The 17845-nt window shown below is 60.5% G+C and carries 16 protein-coding genes; all 16 read right to left on the minus strand.

What is annotated here, in order from left to right; all coding sequences use genetic code 11:
- Positions 1-619 precede the first annotated feature (619 nt).
- Positions 620-2512 carry an ABC transporter ATP-binding protein gene (locus NKI21_RS26300; RefSeq protein ID WP_352868084.1) on the minus strand — a complete coding sequence of 631 codons (1893 nt, stop codon included), beginning with the start codon at positions 2510-2512 and terminating at the stop codon, positions 620-622.
- A gap of 22 nt (positions 2513-2534) precedes the next feature.
- The gene (locus NKI21_RS26305; protein ID WP_352868086.1) at positions 2535-4379 is read right to left on the minus strand and encodes an ABC transporter ATP-binding protein; all 1845 of its coding nucleotides are present in this window, start codon (positions 4377-4379) and stop codon (positions 2535-2537) included.
- A gap of 72 nt (positions 4380-4451) precedes the next feature.
- Entirely contained in the window at positions 4452-5357 is a 906-nt protein-coding gene (locus NKI21_RS26310) for an SIR2 family NAD-dependent protein deacylase (protein WP_352868088.1), read from the minus strand.
- A gap of 33 nt (positions 5358-5390) precedes the next feature.
- Positions 5391-5603: a putative nitrogen fixation protein NifT gene (gene nifT, locus NKI21_RS26315; RefSeq protein ID WP_023678250.1), complete on the minus strand. Its 213-nt coding sequence runs from the start codon at positions 5601-5603 to the stop codon at positions 5391-5393.
- Positions 5600-5920, minus strand: coding sequence for a nitrogen fixation protein NifZ (locus NKI21_RS26320; RefSeq protein ID WP_352868090.1), 321 nt, complete (start codon positions 5918-5920; stop codon positions 5600-5602). Before NKI21_RS26320 ends, nifT begins: the two co-directional genes overlap by 4 nt.
- A gap of 88 nt (positions 5921-6008) precedes the next feature.
- On the minus strand, positions 6009-6203 hold the full coding sequence (locus NKI21_RS26325; RefSeq protein ID WP_023672218.1) for a 4Fe-4S dicluster domain-containing protein: 195 nt from the start codon (positions 6201-6203) through the stop codon (positions 6009-6011).
- Positions 6204-6234: 31 nt separating this feature from the next.
- A complete protein-coding gene (gene nifB, locus NKI21_RS26330) occupies positions 6235-7710 on the minus strand; it encodes a nitrogenase cofactor biosynthesis protein NifB (protein WP_352868092.1) in 1476 nt (491 codons plus the stop codon).
- Between the two features lie 239 nt (positions 7711-7949).
- Positions 7950-9713, minus strand: coding sequence for a nif-specific transcriptional activator NifA (nifA, locus tag NKI21_RS26335; protein WP_502896776.1), 1764 nt, complete (start codon positions 9711-9713; stop codon positions 7950-7952).
- A gap of 179 nt (positions 9714-9892) precedes the next feature.
- Entirely contained in the window at positions 9893-10192 is a 300-nt protein-coding gene (locus NKI21_RS26340; protein ID WP_023678245.1) for a ferredoxin family protein, read from the minus strand.
- 11 nt (positions 10193-10203) lie between these two features.
- The gene (locus NKI21_RS26345) at positions 10204-11511 is read right to left on the minus strand and encodes an FAD-binding protein (protein ID WP_352798753.1); all 1308 of its coding nucleotides are present in this window, start codon (positions 11509-11511) and stop codon (positions 10204-10206) included.
- 9 nt (positions 11512-11520) lie between these two features.
- A complete protein-coding gene (locus NKI21_RS26350; RefSeq protein WP_023760372.1) occupies positions 11521-12630 on the minus strand; it encodes an electron transfer flavoprotein subunit alpha/FixB family protein in 1110 nt (369 codons plus the stop codon).
- A 17-nt stretch (positions 12631-12647) separates the two neighbouring features.
- Complete coding sequence (locus tag NKI21_RS26355; RefSeq protein ID WP_023795975.1) at positions 12648-13499, minus strand: electron transfer flavoprotein subunit beta/FixA family protein; 852 nt, start codon at positions 13497-13499, stop codon at positions 12648-12650.
- Between the two features lie 187 nt (positions 13500-13686).
- A complete protein-coding gene (gene nifW / locus NKI21_RS26360; RefSeq protein ID WP_352752777.1) occupies positions 13687-14067 on the minus strand; it encodes a nitrogenase stabilizing/protective protein NifW in 381 nt (126 codons plus the stop codon).
- Entirely contained in the window at positions 14064-15272 is a 1209-nt protein-coding gene (nifV, locus tag NKI21_RS26365; RefSeq protein WP_352868095.1) for a homocitrate synthase, read from the minus strand. The genes nifW and nifV overlap by 4 nt, the downstream gene beginning before the upstream one ends.
- Positions 15273-15297: 25 nt before the next feature.
- Positions 15298-16464: a cysteine desulfurase NifS gene (gene nifS / locus NKI21_RS26370; protein ID WP_352868098.1), complete on the minus strand. Its 1167-nt coding sequence runs from the start codon at positions 16462-16464 to the stop codon at positions 15298-15300.
- Positions 16465-16898: 434 nt separating this feature from the next.
- Positions 16899-17219 (minus strand): HesB/IscA family protein, encoded by a 321-nt coding sequence (locus tag NKI21_RS26375; protein WP_023766895.1) that lies wholly within the window; start codon positions 17217-17219, stop codon positions 16899-16901.
- Positions 17220-17845: the final 626 nt, after the last annotated feature.

The raw sequence follows: 17845 nt of genomic DNA on the forward strand, positions 1-17845 counted from the left end.
GCCTCCAATCCAGCCAGCATCTTGAATCACAAACATCCGGCTTTGGGAATCCTACGATTCTCTCAAAATAGGAATCGCTCTAGCGTGCACGTGGTGGGGACGGGCAATCGGGAGGGAGGCCAAACTGACGACGAGCCGGCGGCACAGAATACCAGGTTTGTGCGTTGGCTGGCGTCTGGGCCATCTTGTGAACCTGCATGATCCTAAGGAGATGATGGCCGAGCGCGTCACGATGCAGGCACGCGTCTGCTCGTCGCGCTCGCGCTAGCCGTTGCCCATAGCCCGCCGCAGAGGTTCTTCTCGCCCGGGGCGGCGTCGGTGCGGCGCCTCCAGCTTCATCAGCGGCCCGGCGGTAGCAAAGCCGCCACTCGCTTCGGCGCTGTTGAGGGCGCGCTCGCGAGCGGCTTTGCTACGCCCAGCCACCACCGGGAGCGAGCTCGCCCGATGATGGGGTGCACCGCGGTCGGGATACGATGCTGGAGTAAATCGTTCGCAGCCGGTCTTCACGAACTGCGAGGAGTGCTTGTCCTTGAATGCTGCCTTCTGGCCGTCTGCGGTGCCTGAGTGATCCGCCGACACGCCCGAAAGTCAACGCCACTACCACAAGGCCGCCAAAAAGTCAGGTCTGGGAGCCAGCTTGCACGGTGGTCTCGTGTTCGGGGATGTCGTCGAAGGAGGCATAGTTGAGATAGTAGAGTTTGGAATACAGGCCGCCCATGGCTATTAGCTCATCGTGGTTGCCAGTCGCAACAACTTGGCCATTCTGAAGCACGATGATGCGGTCGGCCCCCCGGATCGTGGCGAGACGGTGGGCGATGACGAGGCCAGTCCGCCCTTCAAGCAGCTTGATCAGAGCCTTCTGAATCTGCAATTCCGTGTAGCTGTCGATGTTGGCGGTAGCTTCGTCGAGCACGAGGATCTTGGCGTCAGCGACGAGGGCGCGGGCGAAACTGATAAGCTGGCGCTGGCCGAGAGATAAGTTGTCGCCGCGTTCGCCAAGTTGGGTCTCATACCCGTCGGCGAGGCTCATGACGAAGTCATGTGCGCCGACCGCCTTCGCCGCCTCGATCACCTTGTCGCGCGTGGCTTCCGTCTTCTGGTATCGAATGTTCTCGAAGACCGTCCCGGTGAACAGGAATGGCTCCTGCAGCACCATGGCGACCTGGCGGCCGAGCGATTCTTGGGTGAGGTCGCGCACATCATGCCCGCCGACCAGCACCTGACCCTGCTGAACATCATAGAAGCGGTGGACCAGGGCCATCGCACTCGATTTGCCAGAACCGCTCGGTCCGACCAGTGCGACCGTCTCGCCGGGGTTGACCCTGAAGGAGACATTTTTCAGAACCGAACGGTTCGGATCGTAGCCGAATGTGACGTCCCTAAACTCGACCGAGCCGTCCATTTCGGGCGAAAGTACCTCGGCATTGGGTTTGTCCTGAACATCGATCTTGACATCGAGCACATCGGTCAGGCGCTTGCCTGAGGCCATGGCGCGCTGCATGATCGAATATTGCAAGGTGAGTGAGCGGATCGGGTCAAAGAAGCGCTGGATGTAAAACAGGTAGGCTACCAACACGCCCACATCTATACGGCTATTCACGACCATCGAGCCGCCGACCACAATAACGGCGGCCAAGGCGAGGCCCGTGAGGCCATCGACGATAGGCACCATGACCAGTGCATATCTGGCAGCGATCAGTTGGGTCCTGAGGTTGGCACGGGCCCGGTCGTCGAAAAGAATGAAATTCACCTGCTGGCGATCCATCGACTGTATGGTCCGCACGCCGTGAATGGCTTCGGCCAGCGCGCCATTGACGACTGAATTGGTTTCGTGTGCAGCCATGAAGGCGTCGCGGGCACGCGGCAGCCAGACAATGCGGACGATCACCAGGATCGGCAGAACCGACAGCGTCAGGAGGCCGAGGCGAAAGTCGAGCCACAGCATTACGAAAACGATGCCGAAGAGAAGCGCAACATCGCCTAGGGAATATACCGAGGTTTCCAGGAACTCCTGTATGGAGTTAACGTCGCCTTGCAGGCGCGACATCAGACGTCCGACCTCAGTCTTGTCCATGAACGAGAGCGAAACCTTTTGCAGATGGCCAAACATGGCGCGGCGGATGTCGAACAGGACAGTTTCGGCAATTTTCCCATCCAAGGTTTCCTGCATGTAACCGGCGGCGAAATTGACCAAAATCGCCGAAAGGAACGCGCCGACGGCCGCAAGCTGGGCTGAGCGATCGCTCGCTACCGGGTTCATGCCCTGGTCGATCGCGTAGCGGATGATCAAGGGGATGAGAAGCTGCGTCCCGGTGAAGATCAACATCGCGACAATCGTGACAACTACCTTTGCCCGATAGGGATGGACGAAGCCCCAGATCCGGCGGAGGATGCTCTTGTCGAAAGCCCGGCCGAACATCTCCTCCTCGATCCGGTGCGAGCCGACGACCGCGCGCGGAGGGCGTCTGCCGTCGTCACGTTCGGCTTCGAGTTCGCCGGGGCCCTGGTCCATCAGCGGGCGCCCCCATACTGGGTCATATGCTATCACCTGGGCGCGTCTGGAGATCGTAAAGGGCCCTGTAGCGTCCCCGCTTCGCCAGAAGCTCTTCATGCGTGCCGCGTTCTACGATTTCGCCGTTATCGACAAAAAGGATCTGATCGGCATGCAGAAGCGCACTCAGCCGGTGCGCGATGATGATCGTCACCCGATCCTTGGCGAAGCGCCGCGTCGCCGCGCGAATGCGCTGCTCGGTGCCGGCATCGATCGCGGCCATCGAGTCGTCGAAAACGACGACAGAGGGGCGCAGCATCATGGTGCGAGCAATCGTGAGACGCTGGCGCTGGCCGCCAGAGAGAGAGACGCCGCGTTCGCCCACGACCGTCTCATACCCTGCTGGGAGCCCGAGGATGTAGTCGTGGAGCTGGGCGAATTCGCCAGCGCGTTCAATTCGCTGTCTCTTCGCCCAGGGGTCGCCATAAGCGATGTTGTTCTCAATCGTGGTGGTGAACAGGAACGCATCCTGCTGTACAACGGCAACCGCCTTGCGAAGGCTCTCGAGGGTGACATTGCGTATGTCCTGGCCGTCCAACGTGATGGCGCCACCGGTCACGTCGTAAAAGCGGGGGATCAGATGAGCCATCGTCGATTTGCCGGAACCCTGCGGACCGACGATCGCGATCGTCTCGCCTCTCCGGGCCTCAAAGCTGAGGTTCTTCAGAATGGCGCGGTTTTCGACATTGGGGTACGCAAATGAGACATTGTGGAAGCGCAGAGTGCCGTCGCTTATCTCAAGCGGTCTGGCCTCAAGAGCATCCCTGATCGTGATCTCCTGATCGAGGAGACCGAAAAGCCGCGAACCGCAGCTGGAAGCGCGGGCAAAGGCATTGACCATGAGGCCAATCTGGCGGACTGGCATTTGCAGGATGGTCATGAAGGTCAGGAAGGTCGCCATCGTTCCGACGCTGATCTCGCCAGCGATGAGCTTGTTGCCACCGATCCAAAGCACCAATCCCATTGCGAAAAAGAAGGACAAGGTCATCGCCGACGTGCTGGGTACGTAGATGTCAACGAGATCGTTGGCGAGGCCGAGCGCGGTCTTGGAAGCGCGGTCGAACTTCAGCATCTCATAGGATTGAGCCGCAAAAGCGCGGACCACGCGGATGCCTGCGAGATTTTCCTTCATCACGCGGCTTAGTACCGAAAGGCGCTCATAGAGGTCGAGCCAGGTGGCGCGCAGCCTAAGCTGTGTGGTCGATGAGCGCCAGGCGACAAAAGGCACGAAGCTCAGCGCGACCAGGCCGAGCATGAGATCGATCGAGATCATCATGTAAGCGCCGATCCCGATCAGCATGGTGAGCAGGACCACGCGAACGAGCGCGGTGGAAAAATACATCCGCACGCCTTGGAGATCGAGCATTCCTATGGTGATCAGATCGCCTGAATGGACCCGATCGTGAAAGGAAAAGCTGAGACGCTGGATCTTGTCGTAGTAGGCGAGCCGCAGTTCGTACGCGACATGATGCCCGACGGCTTCGGCAAAATAGTTCTGCGCCATCGTGAAAAGGCCGCGTAGCGCGCTGACGGCGAGCAGCAGGAGAGCCGGGGTCCAGAGCGCTTGTCCTGCCGCGCTCCCGGCGACACCGCCCCCGATGGCTGTCTGGGCCTGGTCGACAGCCCGGCCGAGAAGCTGGGGAATGAGCAACTGGAGGATTGCCGCCATGATCGTCGAGCCCATAGCGAAGGCGACCTGCCAGGGATGCCGAAAATTCATACGCGTTATGCGCAACAGCGTACTCAAATCCCGGCCCCAGCGCGCCGCTTCAACATGGGTCAACGAATTGAGAGCGTCCGTTGCGCTGCCGACAGCATCACTGTTCACGGGTGTATTCCCGACTGCATTTTGCGCCTTCGAGGAAAGCCGAAGGACGCATCATCAAAGGCGACCGCCATTTTAATCCTGTCCACAACCTGCAGCCTTGCCCGTTCCCAGAAGCCGAGCCGCCGCTTGACTAAGTGGCATGTCGATCACCGTGATTCCGCTTGCCGCAAGGAAACGCGCTTCGTTTCTGGTCAGGGTTTCCGCGTCCATTACGGTGCAATAGGGACCGCGGGAGCGCTTCATGATCTGTCTGGCGTAGGTGCGCAGCATTTGATCGTTGAAGCGGCAGCCAACGAAGAAAAATCCACGGGTGATGCGCCGTTCCTTCACCACGTCAGGGATAGGTGTCTGGATATCAATTTCGGTCAGGACTTCGACATAGTCGGAATCTGCGACGAGAAAGTTTTGCGAGGGCCTACTACTCCCGTGAGGTGCATAGAGGACCGTCTTTGCCCCCGATTGAGCGTCGAGCTCCCTCCCGGACAAATCGTAGGTTTTTGTCCAAATGTTGCCGATCTCGTTCGCGCGCGTGACGCCTTGTATCTCAACGACGTCCGTTCGGCCGGTCTCCACGAGAGCCGTGCGCATCGCGCTGTCATACCAGCTGTCGATGATGAGGGAGAGCGGCAGCCTTGCGAGCCAGGCGTGGAGGAGGGTTGGCCTCACCGGCGCTGCGAATATCTCCGTCATCCAAGCTTGAAGCGTCCGGCGATGCCGGCGCTGTTCGATGAACTGCGCAACCGACCACATATTGGTGCGGATCCTGGAAGGGGCGGGCGCCCGTGCATTGAGTGCCGCGGCAACGACCTCCGGAGTATGCGGCACAGGCGGTTCCGCACAGTTGAACCCAAGAAGACCCGGACCGAGATAAGGGATCACCTCATCGGCGGCGAGCGCTTCCTTCGCCAGGTCAAGCAGCTTATCGGCAAAACTGTCCCGCACTATGACGAGGTGGTCCGATGTCAGGATCGTGTTCATGCTCGTTTCCTCGCGACGCACCTAGGAGCAGCATCAGTCCTCTTCGGAAACCTTCCTTGCCTCGACAGTGATCGGCAGACGCGTATCCCGTGGAAGATCGGGTAGGAGGAGCCGCCACCCGTTCCTGAGCGTGACCGTTCCGCCCCACAACTCTTCCTTCTCGAGCTTGATGATCGGCTCTTCGAGGTCTTTTTTGGGGACATACGCCGACAAGCCAGCATCGGTCCTGCGGATCATGACTTTCATCTGGCCGTCCCTTCATTGGAATTGCTTTCAGCACTGTAGGACGCCTCGGCTTTGTCGAGGCTCATCAGTTCACGCGCTCGCATGCCGACGACGGTGCCACGGTCGATCCACTCGACCGCATAGATGAAGAACTGCTGGAGAAAGGTGCCGATGTCGCGCACATATCCCTCGTCGCCCTTCCGCACGAGATTTTCGCCGATCTCCCTGCCAGGATAGGTGCCGTCATTCTTTATGTGGCGAGTAGCACGTACCCGCTCTCCCGGCATGAAGCGTGGCGGCGTGCGGATTTCGATCTCCTCTTCGCGTCCGAGCGACATATCCGTTCCCTGATTTCTCTTGCGGCTGCAGGTTGTGCGTTCCAGGCGTCCTGCGTAGGCAGCCCCAACCATGTCGGCAGCCATGTGGTCACGCAGGAACGCAGGTCTTCGGCACCGGACATACCGAGGCACATTGCTGCGCATCGAAGACCCCCTCGCATTCGGTGCACTTCTGTGACTCGATCACGTAGCTCTCGCCTTTGAACTTGATCGCGCCGGAAGGACATTCGAATTCGCAGGCGCCGCATTGGGTGCATTGGGATGCGATGATCTTGAAAGCCATTTTAACTCCTGGTCCGAATGGATGAGACAGCTCAGGCCGTCGCCGCGAGTGAGGGGGCCCCTGAAGCGGCGGTGTAAATCGCGCTGATTGCCGTCTCGATATAGTCATGGGCGCAAGCGTCGGTGGCTCTGATTCCAGCGTCCGCGAGCTGATCCTGCGGGCAAGTTCCAATCTTGGCGCACAGCACGATATCTATGCCTTGAAGGGCTGCGATGATGCCATCGAGGGCGGCTTCCTTGCCCAAGCCGCCGAGGCAATACTTCTCCACCTTGCGATGCCCGACAAAGCTGATCCCTCTCGGCGAGGCTTCGTAAACCTGGAATTCCTTCGCATGGCCGAAATGTTCGTTGACGCGGCCGCCGCCCTTGGTCGCCACCGCGAAGAGGACGGATTTGCCGGGCCTCGCTGCCTTGACCAATCCGATCGCTTCACTTCTGGCCGCCACGTGATCACGGCGCTCCTGCGCGACCAGCTCCCGATAGGCGTTACGCTTGCTGGCATCGTAGGTGACCTCGCCGGGAATCCGGTCGGCCGTGAATTCCTGGCCACGATCCTCGCCGAGCATGCCGACGGCATCTGCCCGGCACTGCCGGCAGTGGCGCATCAACTGGGCGCCGCCTTCGAGACGATCCTGAAGAGCCTTCAGCTCCATTGCGTTTGGGCCGCGCTGCCCGCTCAGTCCGTAGTGCGTGCCGTGCGCCGGGTCCGAAATCAGCGGCATGAGGTTGTGCAGGAACGCGCCTCGCTCCTTGACCCATCTATTCACCTCGATCAGATGCTCATCGTTCACGCCAGGAATCATCACCGAATTGATTTTGGTGAGGATGCCGCGCGCGGTCAGCATCTCCAGGCCCAACATCTGCCGCTCGTGCAGCATCCGGGCGGCTTCGAGGCCGACGTAGCGGCGATGGTCGTAAAAGATCCAAGGATAGATCTTTGTACCGACCTCAGGGTCGACCATGTTGACGGTGATCGTCACGTGATCGACATTCATGTCGGCAAGCTCATCGACATGGTCCGGTAGCGCGAGCCCATTCGTGGAGATGCAAAACTTGATGTCTGGGATTTCCCTGGCGACCCTGGCGAAGGTCGCCTTCGTCTTCTTCCAGTCGTAACAGGCATCGCCCGGTCCGGCGATGCCGAGCACGGAAAGCTGCGGCACCTCGCTGGCGACCGCGATCACCTTGCGTAGCGCCTGGTCGGGTGTCAGCTTTTCAGAGGCCACCCCAGGCCGGCTTTCGTTGGCGCAGTCATATTTGCGATTGCAGTAGTTGCACTGGATGTTGCAGCCCGGCGCGACCGCGACGTGCATGCGCGCGAAATAGTGATGCGCCTCTTCTGAAAAGCAGGGGTGATCCTTGATCTTCTCCCAGACAGCCGGATCCGTGTCGTCGGGCTTTGTCGACGAGCCGCAGGATGACGCGCAGCCACCGGGTTTCATGGTGCCAAGCAACTGGTCACCGAATGTCGTGCTGAGGCTCTCAAGCGAAATTGCCGGTGCAGACATGAACGGCTCCGTTGCTGCGTGATGTCGCAGTTCAAAGCGCAAGAGCTATGCCAGCTCAAAGAGCTGTTTCGGTTCACGAATAGGCTTGTCGTGTCAGATTCCTTCGGATTGCTCCGACACACCTTTGTCGGGCTTACGACAGTGGACACGCAAATAGGGTCGCGAGGCTACCAGCCTTGGGCGCGCAAAGTGTGAACGAGACCACTCCGGGCTGCTTACGGTTGACGTCATCACGACGTCTAGAATTTCTTCACCACGATACCATGCCGGCGCAGGGCGTAGCCGACTTGCCGCGGCGTGAGCCCGAGGATACGAGCCGCCCTGGCCTGAACCCAACCGGCCTTGTCCATCGCGTCGATCACCCGGTCGCGTTCCGCCAGACGCGGGGGACAAGTGGGATCGTTCGGATCGCCTGCCGTAAAGGGAGATATCTTGCCTGCGGAGGCACCGATGCAACTGGCCGGCAGCCGCAATCCGACCGGCGCTGCGTTGACCCGTGCGAGATCGTCGATGGCATTGCCGCCATTCGAGCGGTCGGCTCGCTTCCAGAGGAGCCAGGAAAGGCACTGGCCCTTCTTACAGGCGAAATCGGATGGAGTGATCATCCTTGAGCGCGCAAGTGTGGCCGTCCTTTTGACGCAGTTCTCCAGCTCGCGGACGTTACCAGGGAAGTAACATTGCGAGATCAGGTCAAGCGCCGCCGCCGCGAAGGCTAGTGCGCGATCGTTCTCCTTGTTGAACCGGTTGAGGAAGGCGTTCGCAAGGCGTGGAATATCGCCGGTTCGCTCTCTGAGCGGAGGCAGGATAATTGGCACGACATTGATGCGGTAATAAAGGTCGGCCCTGAACTCCCCTTTTATGACGGCCGTCTCCAGGTCCTTGTTGGTGGCGCATATGAGGCGCACGTCGACCTGTAGCGTTTTGGTGCCGCCGACTCGCTCCAACTCGCCTTCCTGCAAGACACGCAACAGCTTGGCTTGAAAGGCCGGCGAAATCTCGCCGATTTCATCAAGTAGCAGCGTTCCCTCATTTGCCAATTCAAAACGACCGGCGCGCTGGGAGATAGCACCCGTGAAAGCGCCCTGTTCATGCCCAAACAGTTCTGACTCCAGAACGCTTTCAGACAGTGCGGCGCAGTTCAATTTGACGAAAGACTTCTTCCTCCGACGTGAGAGCTTATGGATGGCCTGCGCAAAGAATTCCTTGCCGGTGCCGCTTTCACCCCGCAGAAGCACGGTGGAATTGGTCCCTGCTACGACCGAGACGGTTTCGAGCACCTGCTTGAGTGCGGGGCTTTCCCCGATGATCCCGTCGATTTTGGCATCCGCATGCCGGGCAGGGTCGTAGGTCCTCCCCTCGTTGGGCGATTTCTCCGGTCCCGATTGCTCATGGCCACACCGCTGACGATCTGTACTCAGGGCGCGATGGAGGCGGATGGTCCGGCCGACAAGGTTGGCGACCATCGTCAGGAAATAAATGTCCTCGTCGTCGCGAAAGTCGGTGGCGCCGTCTCCGGCGCGGTCGATCGACAATGTCCCAAGGATATCATGATCAGCCTTTAGCGGGATACCGATAAAGGCAATTGGGATGGTTCCGATGCTCGAAGACGTTTGAAGGTCAGCCTGAAATAGTTGGGACTTGCGCACGTCCGGTATGAAGAGCGGCGTCCCCGTAGCGACGATTTGATCTGTTACGGCCTGTGGTATGACGCGGCGAGTGCCTGATTGACGTACGTGGGTATTGCCGGCAGTCGCGGCAATCTCCAGCTCTCCTTCAGCGTCCAGGACGACGATTGCTCCGTGACGCATCTGCAGAAATGAAGGCAGGACGTTCACGACATTGGCGAGCGTAATCTCCAGCTCGCTGGGGGCGGTCAGCACCTTCGATATCTCGTAGAGTCCTCTGAGCGCGATATCTGATTGGGGCATGCTTTTGATGGGCGGTTCAGGGCGGGTCTCCCGAGGTCCAACCTCGTCGACCCGATCTTGCGGTCCGTGGGTCATGGAAACACCTCAGGGGTTGTCGTCCAGAGTGCTCCTCCTTTTTTATCTGAATTCTGAAAGCACAGTATTCACGAGCTTCTCTTCGTCAAAGCGACGATCGAAGCAAAGAAAATAGACTTGGCGTTGGGCGAGACCTAAACTGTATCAAGATCAACCCTCTTAATACGTGCGTGCGTCGGTCATCCGAATTTGAAGAGGACTCCGAAACCGCCGCGTGGATAGTTCCACTCGATCTCGCCACTGGTCTCACACAAAATCCGGCAGGTGCCGCACTCCATGCAGCCGTCAGCAGTGATCTCCACTTGACCTTTGTCGTTCAACTCATAACATTTCGCCGGGCAGACGTGGGTAAGCGCGAGCAAGTTCGCGCTTGGCCTCTCGTGCGGTCGCACTTTGATATGCGGACGGCCGGAATCCACCAAGTAGCGGTTCTGGTAAAGCTTGTCCTCGACACGTGACTTTGTCACTGCGATCGTCATTTCGTCTCCCTTCAGCGCCACGCCAATGCAAGGCGGACCGCGTCGCTGACCAGCCCCCAACGCGAGCGCGCCTTGATGAAGGCCGCCGTGGTCGCCTTTTCCTTCTCGATCTTCGGCGTGCCATCGACACGCATGAAGTTCTGCGCGGCTTGCGACATCAACCGCGGATAAGTTGTGAAGTAATTGCAGGAATTGGTGTGGAGCAAGGCCGGCATATCTTTGTATTTCTTTAGGTCCTTGACCACGAAGGACTTGTCCAGCATGGCTTTGTAAAGAGCGAGATTTCGTTTGGTCATAGGAGCGTTGCGGCTGTTGACCTCGATGATTGCCTCAGCCGCGATGCGGCCGGAGGTCATGGCGAGGTTCGAACCCTCGCGGTGAATGGCGTTGTTCAGTTGCGCGGCATCGCCGACCACGACCCAACCATCGCCAAACAGCTGCGGAATAGCCTTGTAGCCGCCTTCGGGAATGAGGTGTGCGGAATATTCTTTCACTTCCGAGCCGGCGATCAGCGGCCGGATCGAAGGATGGCTCTTTAAGGCATCAAGGAGAACGTAGGGGCTCTCGACCATCGCGGCAAAATCGGAGACGAGACAGCCAATGCCCAATGAGATCGACTCCTTGTTGGTGTAGAGGAAGCCGAGCCCGGCCATGCTGCGGGAGGTCGTGCCCACCGCCTCGATCACGCAGCCTTCATCGCCCTTGACGCCGAACCGCTGCTCAATGACCTCTTCGGGCAGGAAATGCATTTCCTTAACGGCGAGCGCCACGGCTTGTGGCTTCGGCATCTGGCGCAGGCCGGCTCGCGTGCCAAGCAGTCCGCAGACACCTTCTGCGAGAACGACCACGTCCGCGTAGATGGCTCCGCCGGCCCGATCTGTGCGGACGCCGACCACCCTGTCCTTGGCGTCACGGATGAGCTCCGTCACGGTCGTCTCGCACAGAACCGTCGCGCCGGCCTCACGCACCTTACGCGAAAACCATTTGTCGAACTGGGCACGGATGATTGTGTATCGGTTGGGCTTGGCCTCATTGAAGTCGTCCGACCGATAGTGAATCCCGGTATGGGATGTGTCGTCCATCACCCAAAGCCGCTGTTCAACCAAATGCCGCTCGAGAGGCGCATCGTCCCTGAAATCCGGGATGATCTTCTCCAGCATGTTCGCGTACATGATGGCACCTTGGACATTCTTGGAGCCCGGATATTCACCGCGCTCCAACTGCAGCACCTTTAGGCCATGGCTGGCCATGGTGTAAGCAGCTGCGTTTCCGGACATGCCTGCCCCAACAACAATGGCGTCGAAGTTTTCCTCGATCATGTCCGTCCCTTAGCTCGCAAGCTTATCGCGACTGTGGGGCGACAGCCGCCGGGTGAAGGCTTCCGTCAGTGCGGGCAGGAAGCGGATCGCGTCGGTGACGATTCCGAGGTGAGCGAAATCGAAAATCGGCGCGTTCGGGTCGGTGTTGATGGCCACGATGAGATCCGCCCCCTCGACGCCAACCCGATGCTGGACGGCGCCGGAAATCCCGGCCGCTATGTAAAGCTTCGGCCGGATGGTCTTGCCAGTCTGGCCGATCTGCCGATCAGCTGGCATCCAGCTCTTCTGGACCAACGGGCGCGAACAGCCATGCTCGGCGCCGATTGCTCGCGCGAGGTTCTTCACAAGCTGCAGGTTCTCCGCCGCGCCAAGACCAAGGCCTCCCGCAACCACGACGTCGGCATAGGCAAGGTTTGCCTTTGCCGACTGATTGTCCGGCAGGAAGCCGAGGACTTTGGTAGCGATCTCGTCCTCGGCAAGCGAGAGCTTGTGCCGGATGACACGCCCGACCGGTTTATCCGTCCGCTGCGGCATGGGCATGACCCTCGGTCGCACTGTCGCCATCTGCGGGCGGAAATTGAGCGTATAGATCGTGCACAACAAGGAACCGCCGAAAGTCGGGCGCGTGGCGGCGAGCGAACTGTCGGTATCCACATCGAGTTCGGTGCAGTCGGCCGTGAGCCCCGTCTGCAAGGTCGTCGCCACGGAGCCGGCAAGATCCCTGCCGAGTGTGGTGGCACCGAGAAGAAGGATTTCGGGTTTGTGGGTATCGACCAGATCCGTCATCGCCTTGGTGAAAGGCTCGTTCCGATAGTCGGCGAGCAGGGGCGCCTCGGCGATGTAGACAAGGTCAGCACCATAAGCGAATGCTTCGGCAACGGCGTTCCCGACGGCCTCTCCCGGCGGTCCGAGCACGACGCCTGCAAGCTGGACCTCAAGCTTGTCTGCTAATTTGCGGCCTTCGCCGAGCAGTTCGAATGATACGGGATGGACCTGGCCGCGTTCGAGCTCGATGAAGACCCAGACGTGCCGGTAGTCCTTGAAATGGGCGGGCAGCTCCTTCTTTATGCCGGCGCGGCCGGCGGCAGGGCGAGGGGTTTCTCGGTTCGCGGTCGACATCGTTTTGCTCCTTGCCGTCACGCGCCGCCGTTAAAGGCGAGCTCATGTTCCAGCGCCGGCTGGCGGGTGAAGATTGCGGTGATGAGTTCGTCAGCGACATCGCGCAAGGCCTTCTCGGCGGTGTCGATTAGTGCCGCCTTTTCAGCTCGAGCAGGAGGGGCGAAAACACGCTTGACGACGGTCGGTGAGCCGCGCAGGCCGCATTTGGTGAGATCCTCAATGCCGGCGTCGGCCGCGCTCCATTTCAAGACCTGGCTGCGCGCGGCGCACAAGGCGTCGTGGATCGAGCCCCGGCGGATCTCGTTTGTGCCTTCTAGCATGGTGATGAGACAAGGCAGCCTGCTCTTCAGCATCTGTGTGCCGCCTTCGGAGCGGCGCTCGACCTTGATCTCGCCTGCAGCAAGGTCAATAGAGGGGATCTTCGCGACATAGGTCAGTTGCAGGAGTCCGAGGCGCTTGGCGATGCCGGGCCCGACCTGGGCGGTGTCGCCATCGATCGTCTGCTTGCCGGTGAAGACGAGGTCTGGCGTGCCGAACGTCTCGCCGACCTTCGCGATTGCCTGGGAAAGGGCGAACGAGGTCGCCAGCGTGTCGGAGCCGGCAAAATAGCGGTCGGTCAAGAGCACCGCTCGGTCGGCGCCGTAGCCGAGCGCCTTGCGCAGCGCGTCCTCTGCCATGGGCGGACCCATGGTGAGCACAGTGACTTCGCCGCCATAGGCATCGCGCAGTCTGAGCGCTTCTTCGAGGGCGAACAGGTCGTAAGGGTTGATGATGGTCGGAACACCCTGGCGCATGATTGTGTTCGTCACCGGATGGACCCTTATCTGTGCCGAGTCCGGCACCTGCTTGATGCAGATTACGATGTGCATTGGCGGTTTCTCTAGGCTCCTGTCCGGGTGCGGGCATTGCGGTTATCTCCTTGATCCGCATAATTCGTGCCAAGTCTCTTGCGCTGCCCCCTTCCTACAACTTCGGCTGGTTGCTTCTGACGGCGCTGTGGTGATGACCGGATTTGTCGGCTGCTCGACATTGTCGCGTCGCAACCCTTGTCGCCGCTCATTCCCGTCCGAACCGCTTCAGTACCGAGTCGAACGGGACAAAGGTGTGACCCGGCGCGGCAGGTCTGTTCGGATCGTGGTCTTTGAGCACCTTGAAGACCCGATGCGTGAGCGGCGAGGAAATCGCAAAGTCCTCGTAAGCGCGTTCGAGCGTCGCGCGCACCCTCGCGGCAATCACCTGGTCGGGCAGACCGGAGAAATCTTCTTCGGCAAGGTATTGGCCCACGCGCTTCATTATATGGAGCCGCGAGACATTCAGCACCTTGGGGTCATAGGAGACGCCAAGGACTGAGAAGAACTCCTCCGCGGCCGACAGGCGCTTCAGTCGTGCGAGGATGTCTGTGACATCGATGGGGCGGCTGTCAGCGGAACAACTCATTGCATTCTCCCTGGTCGCAAAACTGTGGCCTTTGCGCGCGCGCGCGCGGCTGACCTGGACCCGCACAGCTCGAAGAGGGACGCCTCGCTGCACATTTTATCGTAGAGCTCGACCAGTTGAGTTGCAGTGAGCGTCGATTTGGTCTCGGCCGCCTCGCGCCGAACGCGGGCTACCATCGCGGCTGCCAGATCCGGGTCGAGATCGCGACCGCTTTCGCTCAGCACATGGGCAATCGCAGTGGCGCCGGAATGCTTGCCGATGACGATCCGCCGGCAGCGGCCCACGAGAGCCGGATCAAGCCCCTGATAAGTACGCGAGTCCTTCAGCAGCCCTGCGACGTGAATGCCGGATTCGTGGGTGAAAACATCGGCGCCGACGACCGGCTTAGTGGCCGCGGTCTGCCGGCGGGCGGCCCAGGCCACCTCGGCGGCGAGGCCGGGCAATGCGGTCAGCTCGATGCCGGTATCTGCGCCGCCGAAGACCGCCATCGCGGCGGCCACCTCTTCCAGCGCGGCATTGCCCGCACGCTCGCCGAGCCCCAGGACGGTGACGGAGGCATGGCGCGCGCCTGCGCGGATCGCGGCTAGCGTGTTGGCGCCAGCAAGTCCGAGATCGTTGTGCGCATGAAATTCTAGGTCGATTGGAGACTGCACCACCAGCTGGGCGACAAGTTCGAAGGTTGAAAACGGGTCGAGAACACCGACTGTGTCGGCCAGCCTCACGCGGCTTGCGCCGGCGCGTGCGGCCGTCTCGATGACGCGGGCGAGATGATCCCGATTGGCCCGCGAGGCATCCTCGCACCCCACCGCGACGAAGAAGCCGGCGGCGGCGGCGCGCCTGACCATATCATCGATGACCTGGAGCGCTCCCGCCTTGTCGAGGCCGAGCTTGGCGGCAAGTTGGATGTCCGACGCAGGCAGCGACAAATTGACCGCTTGGACCCCGCTCTCGATCGCTGCATCGAGATCCAACGACGTCATCCGGCACCAGGCCATGAGCCGAACCGGAAGACGCCGCGCGACCACGGCGCGAATTGTTTCGATCTCGTCGACGCCCATGACCGGCGTGCCGATCTCGATCTCTGTCACGCCGGCCGCCGCAAGAGACTCAGCGATCTCCAGCTTTTCCGTCGTGGTAAAGGCGACGCCCGGCGCCTGCTCGCCATCGCGCAACGTCGTATCGTTGAGAGAGACATGACGGGTCATGACCGGTAGCCTGTTCTTCTGCCGCTCACGCATAGACCGGATTACCCGGCCCAGAACCGAAAAAGCTGCGCAGCTTCCCCACGATTGCCGGCATGACCTCGAGCACCCGGTCGATATCCTCTTCGCTGTTGTCCCGCGCCAAGGAGAAGCGGACTGCCGCGTGCGGCGTTTTCATCGCGCTTAGGACATGGCTTGGTTCCAGAGAGCCGGAGGTGCAGGCCGAGCCAGAGGAACACGCGATGCCAATGCGGCTGAGGAGAAGTGGAATTCCATCACTGTCGACATGTTCGAAGGAGATGTTTGCGGTGTTGGGCAACCGTTGCAGGGGATCACCAGTGACACAGGTGCCTGGGATGCGCTGGAGGATCCCGCCCTCCAGGCGATCGCGGAGCGACTTTACCCGTGTGGTCTCGTCGTCCATGAATTTCAAGGCGAGTTCGGCCGCCGTGCCGAGCCCGGCTATGCCGGGCGTATTCTCGGTGCCAGCACGCCGGTTGTGTTCTTGGTGGCCCCCCTTGATCAGCGAATGGAAACTGACGCCGCGTTTTACGAAAAGGGCACCGATCCCTTTCGGCCCGTGCAGCTTGTGGCCGGAGAGCGACAGCATGTCGATTGCGGTCGACTTCAGGTCCATCGGAAGCTTGCCGACCGCCTGCACAGCATCGGTATGGAATAGGGCGCCCACTTCCTTGGCCAACTCGGAAAGCCTGGCCACGGGGAAGATCACACCAGTCTCGTTGTTCGCCCACATTATTGATACGATTGCCACCTGTGGGGTGAGGGCGGCCATATAGGCGTCGAGGTCGAGCCGACCACGGCAATCCACCGGGATCCTGTGCACCTTGACGCGGCGGGTCTTCTCAAGATGCGCGCAGAGCGTCAGCACGGCGGGGTGCTCGACCGCGGACGTCACGATCTCGGTTCGGTTGGGCGCCGCCTCGAGCGCTGAAAGAAGCGCTGCATTGTCGCTTTCTGTCCCACCCGAGGTGAAGGTGATCTCATCCTCGAACTCCGCGCCGATCAGCGCTTGCAATTGCCTCCGCGCCTTTCTCACCGCCGCACTGACTGAGGCGCCAAGAGCGTGCGCCGACGAAGGGTTGGCGAATTGATCCCTAAAGAACGGCAACATCGCTTGCACGACCGCAGGATCGACCCGTGTGGTTGCGTTGTTGTCGAGGTAGACAGGCTTCATAGGTGCGATCCTCAGTTGACCAGAATGACGCGGCGCGGACCGACTCGTTGAGCCTCTGGCGCATGCCGTTGATGATAATGGGCCTGAACTGGCAGCCCCCGCAGACGCCCGGAGTGTTTGACGCAGACCGGATCTCCGTCGAGATGGACATGTTCGCAGTGGCCGCCGTCAGCCCGCAGGTAAGGACGCCCGAACGCGATGACGTTATCGATGAGCCGAATTTGGCGCAGCGGCGCGATTGTCCGCAACAGCTCGGGTGCCACCAGGACCCGAGCTGTTTCGGGAGGCGGCGTTCTTTGCACCTTACCGGAAGCGAATGGCGGTCCCGAGATCCGTTTTCCTTGGTCTTTAGGACGGGGACATCTGTCGTGCCGTCCATATAAGTCTCCTCTGCCGCAAAATGAGTCCGACGGCCGCATAGGCGCTTCGGGCGTTTAACTGAAGGACTTGCCGCAGCCGCACTTCTCGCGCGCATTGGGGTTATCGAAGACAAAGCCGGAAGATTCGAGCCCGGTGAGGAAGTCAACGGTCATGCCGGCGACATGGGGTTGGGAACCCGCGTCCACGAACAGCTTGATCCCATTTGTGCCAGTGATCGCGTCGCCCTCGCGCGACACGCTCTCCAGGCCCATTAAGTATTTGAAGCCGGCGCAGCCGCCGGCCTCGACCATGATGCGAAAACCTTCCGCCGGCTCGCTGGCGCGGGAAAGAGCAGTCTTGAAGGCGGCAACAGCGTTGTCGGTGAGCGTAATCATGGCTCCATTCTCCTCAGTCCGGGATCTGCTTGCGCATCACGTCGCATGCACCGTGCCAAAGCGAAAAAAACGTTTCAACACAGCGCGGCATCTCTGACACTGCCGTGCTTCTTGTGAGTGCATTGCTGCGAAGCTGTCGGCCAACCGACACGTACTGTCGGGTTTGTCGGGTCTGCCACGAGGGATGTTGGGCCTGAGTTCTTGGTTGAACTCACATCACCAAATACAGAACTTCTTCTGAGCTTGCTTCGGCGCAATTGGCACGGTTTTTGAGGCTCCGTTTGGCGGGGCGGCAAGAGCATGCCGATCCACAATCATGCCGTGGGTGCCCTCGCGATGGATGGGGCGAAGCAAGGGAGCAACATGTCAGGACCGGGTCAGATACGCCTCGCTTGGCAAAGCAGCGCCGCCCGTTGCATCCGAATGCCCGCTTGGCCGATTGCGACAACACCCACACTCGCTCACCACCGCCCAGTAGCCGCCGACCGGCTCGATGAGATGCCATCGGCATGTGCCTGCTCGCCGGTTTTCGCACGGGTGCGACGCCGTGCGCACGCTGTCCAGACACCTTGTTCATGGGCCAGCAGCAGATCAGGATCGAGCATTTCGGCGCGCCTTATCGGCTG

Source organism: Mesorhizobium sp. M0715, assembly GCF_040320355.1.
In the GTDB taxonomy this organism is placed as follows: Bacteria; Pseudomonadota; Alphaproteobacteria; order Rhizobiales; family Rhizobiaceae; genus Mesorhizobium.